The sequence below is a fragment of the Rhodococcus sp. NPDC059179 genome, from assembly GCF_042754885.1.
Lineage (GTDB): Bacteria > Actinomycetota > Actinomycetes > Mycobacteriales > Mycobacteriaceae > Rhodococcus_G.
On the sequence record NZ_JBHZBV010000002.1, the window covers coordinates 126226 to 142017 of the forward strand.

General features: G+C 69.3%; 1 protein-coding gene (only partly in view). It reads right to left on the bottom strand.

Translation table 11 applies throughout. The features are described 5' to 3' along the window. Nucleotides 1-15792: the 3' portion of a non-ribosomal peptide synthase/polyketide synthase gene (locus tag ACFXMV_RS05675; RefSeq protein ID WP_378503150.1), read on the bottom strand. It continues 11265 nt past the right edge of the window; 15792 of the gene's 27057 nt are visible here — the last part of the coding sequence; the start codon falls outside the window, past its right edge; the stop codon is at nucleotides 1-3.

The window sequence follows — 15792 nt, forward strand, 5'->3', positions numbered from 1 at the left end:
TCAGTGCGAGGACAAGTACTCCTCGAGCGCCGGGCCGACCACGGCCAGCGAGTCGGGTTCGATCATCTGATTGTGGCCGCAGTCCACCCGGACCTCGCGGATTCCGCCGGTGACCGCGGGACGCCACTCCTCAGGCGAATGCTCGTCGGCGCCGGAAGCGGCTGCCGCGCTGAAGAAGAGCAGGTCGCCGTCGAAGACCGAGGGGTGGAACCGGTGCATGATCTCGGCCGAGTTGGTGAATCCGGCGCTGATCCGCTCGAGGTGTGCCGCCGTGAGTCCGGTCTGCTGGCCCAGGGACTCGTCGAGCAGTTCGACCGCCCGCGCGTAGGTCAGTTCCTCTCCAGCCGAGGGACGGAGATCGAGCCCGAGACCGTGCAGCAGCTCCTCCACCGTGAGCGACGGCGGGATTCCGTCGGCGGTGACGTAGCTGTCCATGATCGCGAGGGTCGCGACGTCGTCGCCGTCGCGCCGCAGTTCGACGGCCATGGCGTGCGCGATCACCCCGCCAAGCGACCAGCCGAGCAGATGGTACGGACCGTGTCCCTGGACCGCGCGCATCTCTTGGACGTACCGGTGCGCGAGCTGCTCAATCGACTCGAAGCGTGGCCCACCGCTGATGAGCGGAAGCTGCAGCCCGAACGCCGGGCGGTCCTGGGCGAGGTGCTGGACCAGCCCCGAGTACCCCCAACTCAGGCCGATCCCCGGGTGCACGCAGAACAGGGCGGGCTTCGTCCCGCCGGGCCGCAGCGGGATCACCACCTGCAGAGCCTCATCGGCGGCCGACTGCGTCGATTCCTCGTCGACGCGGCGCGCGAGCCCGGCAGGCGTCGGATCGAGGAAGATCGATTGCAGCTGGATCCGGTCCCCGAATCGCTCCCGCAGTTCGGTGACGACCCGGGTTGCCACGATCGAGGTGCCGCCCAGGTCGAAGAAGCTGTCGTCCACCCCGACGCGTTCGAGGCCGAGCACTTCGGCGTACGCGTCGGTGATCGCCAACTCGGTCGGTGTGGCCGGTGCCCGGTACTCGTCCTCGCGGGGCCCGAACTCGGGTGCCGGCAGCGCCTTTCGGTCGAGCTTGCCGACGGGCGTCATCGGGATCGCATCGAGGATGACGACGGCCGACGGCACCATGTGCGCGGGCAGCCGGCCCGAGGCGAAGGCCCGGACCTGGGCGGGCGCCAGGGTGCGGCCGTCCACCGGATGCACGTAGGACGCCAGCAGGGTGTCTCCGGACGGACCGGTCTGGCCGATGGTCGCCGAGAACGCGATGTCGGGATGGTGCGTCAGCACGGTATCGATCTCACCGAGTTCGATGCGGAAGCCGTGGACCTTCACCTGGAAGTCGCTGCGGCCGATGTACTCGATGGTGTGATCTCCGGTACGGGCGTCACGGTGCCAGCGGACGATGTCGCCGGTGCGGTACATGCGTTGCCCCGGCCCGCCGAACGGGCTCGCGACAAAGCGTTCGGACGTCAACCCGATCCGGTTGTGGTACCCGCGGCCGAGGCCGAGGCCGAGGATGTACATCTCGCCGGGGACCCCGACCGGGACCGGCTGCAGGTGAGCGTCGAGCACCACCTCACCGAATCCGATCGCCGGGTTGCCGATGTTCACCGCGACCCCCCGCTCCATCGGGTCGCTGACGCTGGCCTGGATGGTGGTCTCGGTGGGCCCGTAACCGTTGAACATCCGCCGGCCTCGGGCCCAGACATCCACCAGGTCAGGCGGGCACGCCTCCCCCGCGACCGCGAGGACCCGCAGCTCCTCGAGGTCCCGGTCCTCCATCGAGGCGAGCGCGGTCGGCGTGATGAACGCGTGGGTGACATGTTCGCGCCTGAGCAGGTCCTCGAGCTCGGGGCCGCCGTACACGGTGGGCGGCACGATCACCACACCGGCGGAGGCGCCGAAGGCCATCATCAGCTCGAACACCGAGGCATCGAAGCTCGGGGACGCCAGGTGCGAGACCCTCGACTCGCGCGTGACCGCGAACCGGGTGTGTTCCTCCGCGGTGAGATTCGCGATCCCCAGGTGCGTGACGATCACGCCCTTGGGCAGGCCGGTCGATCCGGAGGTGTAGATCAGGTAGGCCGGATGCGCGAGGTGCAGCGGGACGGTCCGGTCGGCATCGGTGACCGGGTCCGCCGAGACAGCCGATGCGGCCGCGAGGAACTCGGGGTCGTCGAGCACGAGCCACGGCATCGTGTCGGGGAGCTGACCGCGCCGCGATTCGACGGTCAGTCCGACGACTGCGCGGGAGTCGACGAGCATGTACTCGATCCGTTCCGGCGGATAGGTCGGGTCGACGGGCACGAATGCCGCGCCCACCTTCGCCACCGCCCAGATCGACACGATCTCCTCGATCGAACGGGTCAGACCGAGGGCGACGAACGTCTCCGGACCGACCCCGGCGTTGCGCAGCACCCGCGCCAGTCGGTTCGAACGCTCATCGAGCTCGCGATAGGTCAGGCGTTGGGCCTCGAACGACAACGCGAGCGACTCGGGTGCGACGGCCGCAGCCGCGGACAGGATCTCCGGCCACAGCTGCGGGGCCCCGCCTGCAGGCCCGAGAGCCGGTGCCATGGTGGACATCTCCTTCGCCCCGAGGATGCCGATGTTGCCGATCTCGCGGCCGGGGTCGGCGGTCACCGCGTCGAGGACCCGGACGAAACGGTCCGCGAAGGCGTGCACGGTCTCGGGGTCGAACAGGTCGGTGGCGTAGTCGATGCCACCCCGCACACCGGCCGGGGTGCCGTCCGCCGCGACCTCCTCGGCGAGGATCACCTCCAGATCTTCCTTCGCCACCCGGATCTCGAGGTCGACACCGTCGACGTCCAGTCCGGGGAGCGTCAGGTGGGGCCGTTCGGTGTTCTGGAATTCCAGCGCGACCTGGAAGAGGGGTTGGTACGAGGTTGATCGGGCCGGGTTCAGCGCCTCCACGATCCGTTCGAACGGAAGGTCGGCGTGCGCGAAGGCGGCGAGGTCTGTCTCCCTTGCCGATTCGAGAAGGTCGAGGAAGCCGGCACCGGGATCGACGTGGGTGCGCAGGACCAGCGTGTTGACGAACATGCCGATCATCTCGTCCAGCTCGGCGTCGCCCCTGCCTGCGATCGGGGTACCGATGGCCACGTCGTCGGTGTCGCCGAGCCGCGCCAGCAGGACAGCGAGCGCGGCGTGCATCACCATGAAGACGGTCGAATTGTTCTCCCGCGCCAGGTCGCTGATGCGAGCGTGCAGTTCGGCGTCGATCGCGAACTCGATACGGTCGCCGCGGAAGGTCTGCTGCAGCGGCCGCGGCCGATCGGTCGGGAGCGCGATCACGTCCGGCAGCCCCGCCAGGGTTTCGCTCCAGTAGTCGAGCTGTGCGGTGATCAGCGAGCCCGGATCGTCCTCGGCGCCGAGCAACCGGTGTTGCCAGAGGGTGTAGTCGGCGTACTGAACCGGCAGTGGGTTCCAGGCCGGTGCCGCGCCGTGGACCCGCGCCGTGTAGGCGACCATCACGTCCCTTGCGAGCGGACCGAGCGAGAATCCGTCCGCGCAGATGTGGTGCACCACGATGGTCAGGACGTGCTCGAGCTCGCCCAGCCGCAGCAGCGCGGCCCGGACCGGCACCGCCGCGGTGACGTCGAAACCCGCGCTCGCGAGTTCGGTGATGCGCGAACCCACCTCGACGTCCGTGACGGAGATCGTGGCCAGGGCGGGCAGGGCCTGTTCGGTGGGGACGACGAGCTGGGTGGGTTCGCCGTCGTGGATGGGGAACATCGTGCGCAGCGACTCGTGCCGGTCGAGCACATCCCGGATGGCGGCGCCAAGCGCCTCGGTGTCGAGTCGGCCGGACAGCTTCACCGCGAGCGGGATGTTGTACGCGGGTGAGCTGGTGTCGAACTGGTTGAGGAACCACATTCGCTTCTGGGCCAGCGACACCGGGACCACCGACGGCCGCTCGATCGCCGTGAGCGGGGGACGCGCCTCGTCGCCGGCGCGGTCCGGCGAGAGCACGGCGGCGAGGGCCGCGATCGTGGGCGACTCGAACAGCGCACGGACGCCGATCTTCGCGCCGAGTGCGGACCCGAGCCGGGCGGTGACGCGAGTGGCGATCAGCGAGTTTCCGCCGAGGTCGAAGAAGCTGTCGTCCACGCCGATCCGGTCGACACCGAGCACGGCGGCGAACACCTCGGCGACGGTGCGTTCGAGCGGCGTGCTTGGTGCGCGGTATTCGGTGTCGGCGCCGAGGAACTCGGGCTCCGGCAGCGCCGACCGGTCGAGCTTGCCGACGTGGGTCAGCGGGACCTCGTCGAGCAGCATGATGCTCGAGGGCACCATGTGGGCGGGTAGCCGGCTCGACAGGTGCTCGGTCAGCGCGGGCACCCGCACGGGGACGTCCGTCGTCGGGACGACGTAGCTGGCCAGCACGGTGTCGCCGGACGGCCCCGCAACCCCGAGTGTCACGGCGAAGCTCACGCCAGGGAACTCCATGATCGCCGTGTCGATCTCGCCGAGTTCGATGCGGTAGCCGCGCACCTTGACCTGGAAGTCGCTGCGCCCGAGGTACTCGAGAACGCGTTCGTCGGACTCGGGCTCCACCCGCCAGCGGACGACGTCCCCGGTGCGGTACATCCGATCGCCTGGCTGCCCGAACGGATTCGCCACGAACCGCCCCGAGGTGAGGGCGCCGCGCCGGTGATATCCGCGGGCCAATCCGACACCCGCGATGTACAACTCGCCCGGCACCCCCGCTGGCACCGGCCGCAGGAACCCGTCCAGCACGACCTCGGACACACCGCGGAGCGGTCCGCCGAGGGTGATGGGCTCGCCCACCGTCATCGGATCGCTGATGTTGGCCATGATCGTGGTCTCGGTCGGGCCGTACGCATTCGACAGTTTGCGTCCGGGCGCCCACCGCGTGACCAGCTCCGGCGGGCAGGCCTCACCGCCGAAGGCGACGTGCTGGAACTCGACGAGCCCGCCCGGGTCCACCGTTGCCAGCGCGGCCGTCGTCACGAACGCGTGGGTGACCCCCTCGACCTTGATCAGGTGCGCGAGCTCGGCGCCGCCGTACACCGACTGCGGTGCGATCACCATCGTCGAACCGAGCCCGAATGCCTGCAGGTACTCGAAGACGGCGCCGTCGAAGCTCGGCGTCGAGAAGTGCAGGGTCCGCGACATCGGCGTCGAGGAGAACCGTTCCCGCTGCTCGGTGGCGAAGTTCTCCAGGCCGACGTGCGTGATCACCACGCCCTTGGGTGTTCCGGTCGAACCCGAGGTGTAGACGACGTAGACGGCGTTGTTCATGTCGATGGGCGAGACCCGGTCCGCGTCGACGACCCGTCGGGTGGACTGTGCGGCCAGTTCCGCAGCGGTGTCGGGCCCGTCGAGGATCAGCCACGGCACGGAATCGGGCAGCCGACCGCGATCGGCGCTCATCGCCAGTCCGAGGGTCGCACCGGAGTCGGTCAGCATGTGCTCGATCCGGTCCTGCGGATAGTTCGGGTCGACAGGGACGAAGGCCGCACCGGTCTTGGCCACCGCCCAGACCGCGAGCACCGATTCGACGGACCTCGGGATACCGAGAGCGACAAAGGTTTCCGGGCCGGCTCCCCTGGCGATCAGCAGGCGCGCCAACCGAGTCGATCGCGTGTCGAGTTCGAGGTAGCTGACGTGATGCCCCTCGTACGAGAGTGCGGTGGCTTCGGGGCTCGCGGCCGCCGCATCCTCGAACAACTCGGGCAGCGTCCGGACCGAAGCGCCCGCCCTGCCGTTGACCGGGACCAGGGCCGCGCGCTCGTCCGCGGAGAGCAACTCCATCCTGGCGAGCGGCAGGCCGGGGTCGCCTGCCATCGCGATCAGGACCCGGCGCACCCGGGCCGCGATGGACTCCACGGTGGCGACATCGAAGGCAGTGTCGAGGTACTCGAGTTTCAGGTGCAGGTTCTCCTCGCCGGAGGCGACGATCGCCAGTGGGTAGTGCGCGGAATCTCGTCCGTCGAAACCCGCGATGCGCATGCCGGCGATATCGGTCTGCTCGGTGAGGCCTGCCCGGTCGATCGGGTAGGACTCGAACACGGTCAGGGTGTCGAAGGCGGCGGCGGGTGCGGCCACCGTCTGGATGTCGGCGAGGCCGAGATAGTGGTGATCGAGCAGCGCGACCTGCTCTGCCTGGACCCGGTCGAGCAGATCGCCGAGGCCTTCGTGCGGATCGAGGGTGACCCGCACCGGCAGGGTATTGATGAACAGGCCGACCATCGACTCGATGCCGGGGATCTGCGGCGGCCTGCCCGAGACGGTGCTACCGAACACGACGTCGTTGCGACCGGTCAGCGCCCCGAGCACGACCGCCCATGCGGCCTGGAGCATGGTGTTGAGGGTCAGCCCGCGTTCCCCCGCCACCAGTCGCAGCAGGCTCGTCTCCGCTTCGGACAGCGTCAGCCCGATCTCCCGGCTGCCGGAATGCGGCCGACCGTCGTTCGCGGGTGCGAGCAGCGTCGGCTCCTCGACGTCCGAAAGGGTCCGCCGCCACGCATCGATCGACTGATCGATGTCGCGCTTGGACATCCAGACCAGGTAGTCCCGGTAGGGCTGCACGTGCGGCAGCACCGAGGCATCGCCGTCGGTCGCGTACAGGGTCAGCAGATCTCGGATGATGAGCGGTGTCGACCATCCGTCGAGCAGGATGTGATGGTTCGTCAGCGTCAGCCGGTATTCGTCGTCGTCGAACCTGACCAAGAGCAGGCGCAGGAGCGGCGCGGACGACATGTCGAACCGCGTCGCCCGGTCGGCCGCCACGATCGAGGCGTATTCACGCTCGCGTTCCACTGATTTCATCGCCGCGAGATCTCGTTCGCGCCAGGGCAACTCGACGCGATCTGAGATGACCGCAGCCGCCGCTCCGCCGGGATCGCTGACGAAGGCGGACCGCAGGTTAGGATGCCGATCGAGCAGGGCCTGGCCCGCCCTGCGGATGCGATCGGGATCGACCGCGCCACGCAGGGTCATGGTGAGCTGAACGAGGTACGGATCCACCGACACGTCCGACATCTGCGCGTGGAAGAGCAGTCCCGCCTGCAGGGGGGACAGCGACCAGACGTCGGTGAGGCCGGGGTACCGATCCTCGAGCCGTTCGATGGTGCCCTGCTCGAGGTCGACCAGGTCGAGGTCCGACGGCGTGAGGCCGCCTGCGGCCGGAACGGCGGCGTGCCGTGCCAGCGCGGTCAACGCCTCGGTCCACAGGTCCGCGAGCTCCCTGACCTCGAGCGCCCGCAGGACCTGGGTGGGGAACGACCAGGTCACACGCAATCGCGGTCCGTCCGCTGAGCCGAGGGTGAGCGCGTTGATGTCCAGTGCCGACGCGACCGGCATCTGCTTGCTCGGGGCGTCGTCGAGGTCGGTGTCGGTGACCGGGGTCCATCCGGTGCCGGGGTCGAGCGTCCCGGATCCTTCGGTCATCCGGCCGAGGTAGTTGAAGCTGATCTGCGGCGTCGGCAACGCGCGCAGTTCCTCGGCGTGCTCGCCGAGGTAGCGCAGCATCCCGAAGCCGATGCCGTGGTCGGGAATCGACAGCAACCGCTCCTTCACGGACTTCACAGCGGCACCGGCACCGCGCCCGCCCGCGAAGGCGTCGTCGAGGTCGATGTCCGACAGATCGAGACGGACCGGGAAGATCGTGGTGAACCAGCCCATCGTGCGCGACAGGTCCGCGCCCGCGATCACGTGATCTTCGCGGCCGTGGCCCTCCAGATTGACGACCGTCGCCGACACCGCTTCGCCGCGCGCAGCGCGCCACCGGCTGACGGCCATCGCCAGGGCGGTCAGCAGGCCGTCGTTCACACTGCCGTGGAACACCTCCGGGATCCGGGTCAGCACGGCCTCGGTGACTGGTGTCGGCAGTTCGACGGTGATCTTCTGCACCGTCTCGTTCGTGTCGACGGCAGGATCGAGTGCGCGCGAACCGATCACCGGATCGGGACCGGCGAGCATCCACCGCCACAGCTCCATCTCGCCGGACCGGGTGGCAGCCGCATCCACCAGCGCATGCGTCCAGCGTCGCATCGAGGTCCCCACCGGTGCGAGCACCGGATCCTGACCCGAGCGGATCTGCGCCCACGCCGACGCCATGTCCGGCACCAGGATCCGCCACGACACCCCGTCGACCACGGCGTGATGCAGCACCATCAGCAGTCTGCCCGCGGCGTCGGGCTCCCCGCTGTCCGATGGGTCGAACCAGACCACCTGCAGCATCGTTCCGGAATCCGGGTCGAGTCGGCCGGCAGCGGCGTCGAGTTCGGCCGCGGCGATCGCGCCGAACTCGGGACACTCGACGCCCGCGACCTCGACCCTGGTCAGCACCGACGCGGCAGGCACCGACCCCGGTGCGGTGACCGTCATCATCGGATCCTGGTCGGCAGTGCCCTGGATCAGCCGGGACCGCAGCATGTCGTGGTGGTCGAGGACGGCCTGGAGTGTGCGCTCGACGGTGTCCGGGTCTGCTCCGGGCGGCAGCGTCAGCAGTGCCGTCTGGGTGTAGCGCCGGATGTCCCCTGCGGCTCCGGCCCTGTGCTGCCGGGTCGATCCGCCGGCTCCGCTCCTGTCGGTCAGCCAGTGCATGATCGGGGTCAGCGGAATGTCGCCGACTCCCCCACCCTCGAGCTCCTCGAGCACCACCGTGTCGCCTGCATCGGCCGACTCGGCCACCAGGGCGAGCGCCGCGACCGTCTTGTGTTCGAAGACCTCCCGCGGCGAGATCGTGACACCGGCGGCCTTGGCCCGTGACACGAGCTGAATCGACATGATGCTGTCGCCGCCGAGAGCGAAGAACGAATCGTCCACGCCCACCCTGTCCAACCCGAGTACCTCGGCAAACAGCGTCGCCAGCACACTCTCGGCGTCGGTGCGCGGCGCCCGGCCGGAATGGACCCGCGTCGCGAAATCCGGCTCCGGCAGGGCCTTTCGGTCCAGCTTGCCGTTCGCGGTCAAGGGCAGCTCATCGATCACCAGCACCGCGGCAGGCACCATGTGCGAGGCGAGCTGGGTGCCCGCGAACTCGAGCACCTCGGTCTCGTCCGGGCGTACCCCCGGCTCGGGGACCACGTACGCGATCAACCGGTTGCCTCGCGGGTCGTCGTGGACCAGGGTCACCGCCTGCGCGATGCCGGGGATCCGCAGCAGCACCGCGTCGATCTCTCCGAGCTCGATCCGGAACCCGCGGATCTTGACCTGGAAATCGCTGCGGCCCAGGTACTCCAGCTGCCCGTCCCGGTTCCAGCGGGCGACGTCGCCGGTTCGGTACATCCTGGCCCCAGGGGCGCCTGTGGGATCGGCCACGAATCGCGCGGCGGTCAGCGACCCGCGACCGAGGTAGCCGCGCGAGACCTGATCTCCCGCGACGTACATCTCCCCGGTCACCCCTGGCGGCACCGGGTGCAGTCGCTGATCGAGCACCGACACCCGCAGGCCGGGGATGGCCCGGCCGATGACGCTCGCGGAGGCCTCGGCGGCGTACTCGCTGTCGAGTGGGAGATGGCTGACGTGCACGGTGGTCTCGGTGATGCCGTACATGTTGACCAGTGCGGGTGAACTGCCGTCGTGGCGCGCGTACCAGCGGCCGAGCTGTCCGAGATCGAGGGCCTCGCCGCCGAAGATGACGTAGCGCAACGACAGTGGTTCGGCGTCCTCCTGCGCCAGCCGGTCGGCCTCGGCGAGCTGGTAGAACGCGGTCGGGGTCTGATTGAGCACCGTCACCCGTTCGCGGCGGAGCAGGTCAAGGAACATCTCCGGCGACCGGGCGGTGTAGTAGTCGACCACCACCAGAGTGCCGCCGTACAGCAGCGGCCCCCACAGCTCCCACACCGAGAAGTCGAACGCGTACGAGTGGAACATGGTCCACACATCGGACTCGTCGAACCCGAACTTCTGCTCGGTGTTCGCGAAGAGGGTGAGCACATTGCGGTGCGAGACGACGACGCCCTTCGGTCGCCCGGTCGACCCGGAGGTGTAGATGACGTAGGCGGTGCCCGCCGGATCGAGCGGGGCGAGCCGATCGGAGTCGGTGACGGGCGCCCCGGAGACCGCGGTGAGCCGGGCCGATACCTCTTCAGAATCGAGTACGACGACTGGCACATCGGCGCCGGGCAGGTGTTCGAGGTCGGCGCTCGCGGAGATCACGCAGAGCGGGGCCGCGTCCGCGAGCATGAAGCTGAGCCGGTCGGCGGGGTACGTGACGTCGACGGGCAGGTACCCGGCGCCCGTCTTGACGACGGCCAACAGCGCCACGATCAGGTCGTTCGTGCGGGGCAGCGCGACCGCGACGAGCGACTCGGGCCCGGCGCCCCGATCGATCAGGATTCGGGCCAGCCGGTTGGCCCGGTCGTCGAGTTCCGCGTAGGTCAGGATGTCGCCATCGCACGACACGGCGATCGCGCCTGGCACCCGGGCGGCCGTCCGCGCGAACCGATCCACCAGGGTGCCTGCAGGGGCAGGGACGCCTGCGAGGTTCCAGCTCGACGCCATCGCGTCCCGCTCGGCCGCGGCCGTGATCTCGATGTCGCCGACCGCGCGGAGCGGATCGGTGGTGACCGATTCGAGGAGCCCGCACAGCCGCTGCGCGAACCCGTGCACGGTGTCGGCGTCGAACAGGTCGTCCGCGTAGGTGAACATCGCGGCGATCCCGGCCGGGCTCCCGTCCTCCGCGTACTGCTCGGCGAGCGTGAGTTGCAGGTCGAACTTCGCCACCGCGAGGTCGAAATCGATTCCGTCCGCGGTCAACCCGGGCAGTTCCAGATGTGGCCGCTCGTTGTTCTGGAACTCGAGAAGTACCTGGAACAGCGGCGAATGCGCCGTGGACCGCTCGGGGGCGAGCGCCTCGACCAGCCGCTCGAACGGCAGGTCAGCGTGCGCGAAGGCGGCGAGGTCGACCTCGCGGACGGTGTCGAGCAGGTCCCCGAACGACGCCCGTGGGTCCACCTCGCTGCGCAGCACCAGGGTGTTGACGAACATGCCGATCAGGTCGTCGAGTGCCGCCTCGCCGCGACCGGCGATCGGCGTGCCGACGGCGACGTCGGTGGTTCCCGCGAGCTTGGCCAGCAGCAGCGACAGGGCGGCGTGGGTGGCCATGAACATTGTCGAGTTGTGTTGCCGCGCCACGTCCAGGAGCGCGCGGTGCACCTCCGAGGGGACGGTGAACTGGATGCGTGCGCCGTGGAAGCTCTGGTAGACGGGCCGGGGCCGGTCGGTCGGCAGTGCGATCACCTCGGGCAACCCGGCGAGGGCGTGCGTCCAGTGCTCGAGCTGGCGCGCGATCAGCGAGTCGGCGTCGTCCTCGGAACCGAGGACACGGTGCTGCCAGAGCGCGTAGTCGGCGTACTGAACCGGCAACGGAGACCACGGTGCCCGCGTACCCGAGACGCGGGCGGTGTATGCCGACATCACATCCCGAGCCAGTGGGGACATCGAGAACCCGTCCGCGCTGATGTGGTGGACCACGAGGACGAGCACGTGTTCGGTTGGCCGGACCCGCAGCAGGGTCGCGCGAACGGGGACCGCACCGGTCACGTCGAAGCCGCCGGAGATCAGGTCGGAGATGCGCTGCGGCAGTTCGGACTCGGCGGTGTCGAGAACGGCGAGGTCAGGCATGGCGGCAGTGCCGGGCACGATCACCTGGGAGGGTTCACCATCGACCATCGGGAACATGGTGCGCAGCGATTCGTGCCGGTCGATGACGTCGGCGACGGCGCCGCGCAGCGCCGCGACGTCGAGGTGCCCGGTCAGCCGAACCGCGAGCGGGATGTTGTAGACGGCGGAGTCGGTGTCGAACTGGTTGAGGAACCACATTCGCTGCTGTGCCAACGACAGCGGGAGGCGCTCGGGCCGGTCGGCGGGCTCGAGGGGCGCGCGGCGGTGCTCACCGTCGGACAGTGCGATCCGCTGCGCGAGGGTTCCGATGGTGGGTGCCTCGAACAGCGCGCGGACGCTGAGGTCGGTCTCCAGTGCGGCCGACAGCCGGGCCATGACACGGGTTGCGCTGAGCGAGTTGCCGCCGAGGTCGAAGAAGCTGTCGTCGAGGCCGATTCGGTCGATGCCGATGACCGTGGCGAAGATGTCGGCGATGGTGCGTTCGAGTGTCGTCGTCGGCGCCCGGAACTCGGCGGCGCTGACGAACTCCGGCGCTGGCAGCGCCGCGCGGTCCAGCTTGCCGACCGGTGTGAGCGGGATGTCGTCGAGAATCGTGACGCTCGAGGGCACCATGTGCGAGGGCAGGCGCGTCGACAGGAACTCGCGGACCTCGGCTGGTTCGATCCGGTGCCCGGAAGCGGGCAGCACGTACGACGCCAGGACCGCGTTGCTCGCGGACCCGTGCCCGATGGTCACGGAGAAGTCGATCCCGACATGCTCGCCGAGGGCGCTGTCGATGTCGCCGAGCTCGATGCGGAACCCGCGGACCTTGACCTGGAAGTCGCTGCGCCCGATGTACTCGATCACGAGCTTGCCGGACGCCGGGGACCGGAGCCACCGCACCACGTCGCCGGTGCGGTACATCCGCTCTCCCGGCCCGCCGAACGGATTCGCCACGAATCGGCCTGCGCTCAGGCTGCTCCGCCGGTGGTACCCGAGGGCCACGTTGTGCCCCGCGATGTAGAGCTCGCCTGGCACCCCCACCGGCACGGGACGCAGGAAGCCGTCGAGCAGGATCTCCTGGATCCCGCGGAGCGGCCCGCCGATGGTGACCGGTTCGCCCACCGATATCGGCTCGCTGAAATTGGTCACGATGGTGCCCTCGGTCGGGCCGTACGCATTCCACAGCCGGCGTCCAGGTGCCCAGCGCGGCACCAGCTCGGGAGAACTGGCCTCGCCGCCGAACAGGACGTCCTGGAAGTCGTCGAGACCGGACGGATCGAGCCCCGCGAGGACCGAGCTGATGATGAAGCCGTGGGTGACCCGTTCCTGCTTGAGCAGCCGGGCCAGTTCGATCCCGCCGTACACGGTGGGCGGCACGATCACCAGCGTGGCCCCCGCACCGGCGGCGAGGAGGTACTCGAAGACCGATGCGTCGAAGCTGGGACTGGCGAAGTGCAGGGGGCGCGATGCCGAGGTCGTCGAGAACAGCCGGCGCTGTTCGGCGACGAGCTTCTCGAACGACAGGTGCGAGACCGCCACGCCCTTCGGTAGCCCGGTCGAGCCCGACGTGTAGATCATGTACGCGATGTCGTCGACCCGAAGGGGCCGCGGGCGGTCCGCGTCGGTGACCGGGGCTGTCGACCTGCCGTCGAACTCGGCCGAGATCCCGGGATCGTCGATGGACAGCCACGTCGCCGTCCCCGGGAGCCGATCGCGGAACTCGGCGATCGTCAGCCCTGAGGTGGCGCCGGAGTCGGTGAGCATGTGCTCGATCCGGTCCTGCGGGTAGTTCGGGTCCACCGGGACGAAGGTGGCGCCTGCCTTGGCGACCGCCCAGACCGACATGACCGATTCGATCGAACGCCTGATCGCGAGGGCGACAACCGAACCCGGCCCGACGCCCCGATCGAGCAGACTTCGGGCGATCTGATTCGACCGATCGTCGAGTTCTCGGTAGGACACCTCGTGGCCGGCCAGGGACAGCGCCACCGCGGCGGGATCGAGCGCCGCGCCAGCCGCGAACAGGTCGGGCAGTGTCCGCGTGCTCTCGGCGGGCCCGCCGTCGACCGGCAGCAGTTCGGCCTCCTCGTCCGGCGAGAGCATCCTCAGCCGGGCCAGCGGCAGGTCCGGGTTCTCGGCGAACGCGTCCAGCACCCGTGCGGTACGGACGGCGATGCTCTGCGCCTCGGCGTGGTCGAACAACTCGGGGAAGTACTCGACCTTGAGGCGCAGCTGCTCTTCTGCGGACGCGACCAGCGCCAGCGGGTAGTGCGCCGCGTCGTTGATCTCGGGGATGCCGAGCACGCGCAGTCCGGCGATGTCGACGTCAGCGGTCAGTGCGGCGCGGTCGAACGGGTACGACTCGAAGACGGTCAGGGTGTCGAAGGTGGCGGCCGGGCCCGCGGCATCCTGAATGTCACTGAGCCCCAGGTAATGGTGATCGAGCAGACCGGTCTGCTCGTCCTGGATTCGGCGCAGCATCCCGTCGAGGCTCTCGCGGGGATCGAGGGTGATCCGGACGGGCAGGGTGTTGATGAACAATCCGATCATCGACTCGATGCCGGGGATCTGTGGTGGGCGCCCGGAGACGGTGCTGCCGAACACGACGTCGTCGCGGCCGGTGAGTTCGGCGACGATGATGCCCCAGGCGGCACGGATGAGCGTGTTCAGCGTGAGTCCGCGCTCGCGCGCCACGGCCCGCAGGCGTTCGGTCCGTTCGACCCCCATCTCGACGAAGACGTCGAGGGACGTGTCCCACTGCAGCCTGGCCCGGTCGAGCGGCGCGACCAGCGTCGGTTCGTCGACGCCGGCGAGGGCCTGCATCCACACGTCCAGCGACTTCTCGGAATCGCGCTGGGACAACCACTTCAGGTAGTCCCGGTAGGCGTTTGCCCGGGGCAGCGCGGTCGCGTCGCCGTCGGTCGCGTACAGGGCCAGCAGCTCCCGAAGGAGCAGCGGTGCAGACCAGCCGTCGAGCAGGATGTGGTGGTTCGTCATCACCAGGCGGTGGGTGTCCGGGCCGGTCCGGATGAGCAGGAATCTCAGCAGCGGCGGGGTGGCCATGTCGAATCGGTGCTGCCGGTCCTCGTCCAGGACGCGCGCGATCTCGGCCTCGCGGCCCTGCTCGTCGAGTGCGGACACATCGCATTCGGCCCACGGCAGCACGGCGCGGCCGTGCTGCACCTGGACGGTGACGCCGTCGATGTCGGCGACGAAGGACGTGCGCAGGTTCGGGTGCCGGTCGAGTAGGGCCTGCGCGGCCCGCCGGATGCGATCGGGGTCGGCGCCCCGGACGTCCAGTGCGAGTTGCACCGTGTACTGATCGATCGACTTGTCGGCTAGCAGCGCGTGGAAGAGCAATCCGGACTGCAGCGGGGACAACGACCAGATGTCGGTGAGCTCCGGGAAACGATCCTCGAGTCGTTCGATGGTGCGCTGCTCGAGGTCCACGAGGTCGAGGTCCGACGGCGTGAGCCCACCCGCGGTCGGTGCGGCGACGTGTCGTGCCAGCGCGGTCAATGCGTCGGTCCACATGTCCGCGAGCTCGCTCACCTCGGCGGAGGTGAGGATCCCGTCGGGGAATGTCCAGGTGGCCCGCAGTTGCGGTCCGTCAACGGTTTCGGTGGTGACCGCGTTGATATCGAGCACCGATGCGAGCGGCACGTCGACCGTGCCGACCAGGTCCAGATCGGTGTCCGCGACAGGGCTCCACGCGACGGTCGGGCCATCGTCTGCCGCACCCGCGGTCAGACGGCCGAGGTAGTTGAAGCTGATCTGCGGCGTCGGCAGCTCTCGCAGTTCGTCGGCGTGCTCGCTCAGGTGTCGCAGCATCCCGAACCCGATGCCGTGGTCGGGAATCGAGAGCAGTCGTTCCTTCACTGCCTTCACCGCGGCGCCTGCGTCCCGGCCACCCGCGAACGCGTCGTCGAGATCGATGTCCGACAGATCGAGCCGCATCGGGAAGACCGTGGTGAACCAGCCGACGGTGCGCGACAGGTCCGCGCCGGCAATGACCTGATCCTCGCGGCCGTGCCCCTCGAGGTTCACCACCGTCGCGGTCGCGTGCACTCCACGAGTGCGACGCCAACGAGACACGGCCATCGCCAACGCGGTGAGCAGTCCGTCGTTGACGCTGCCGTGGAACGCCTCGGGAATCCGGGTCAGCACCGCGTCGGTGACTGCTGTCGG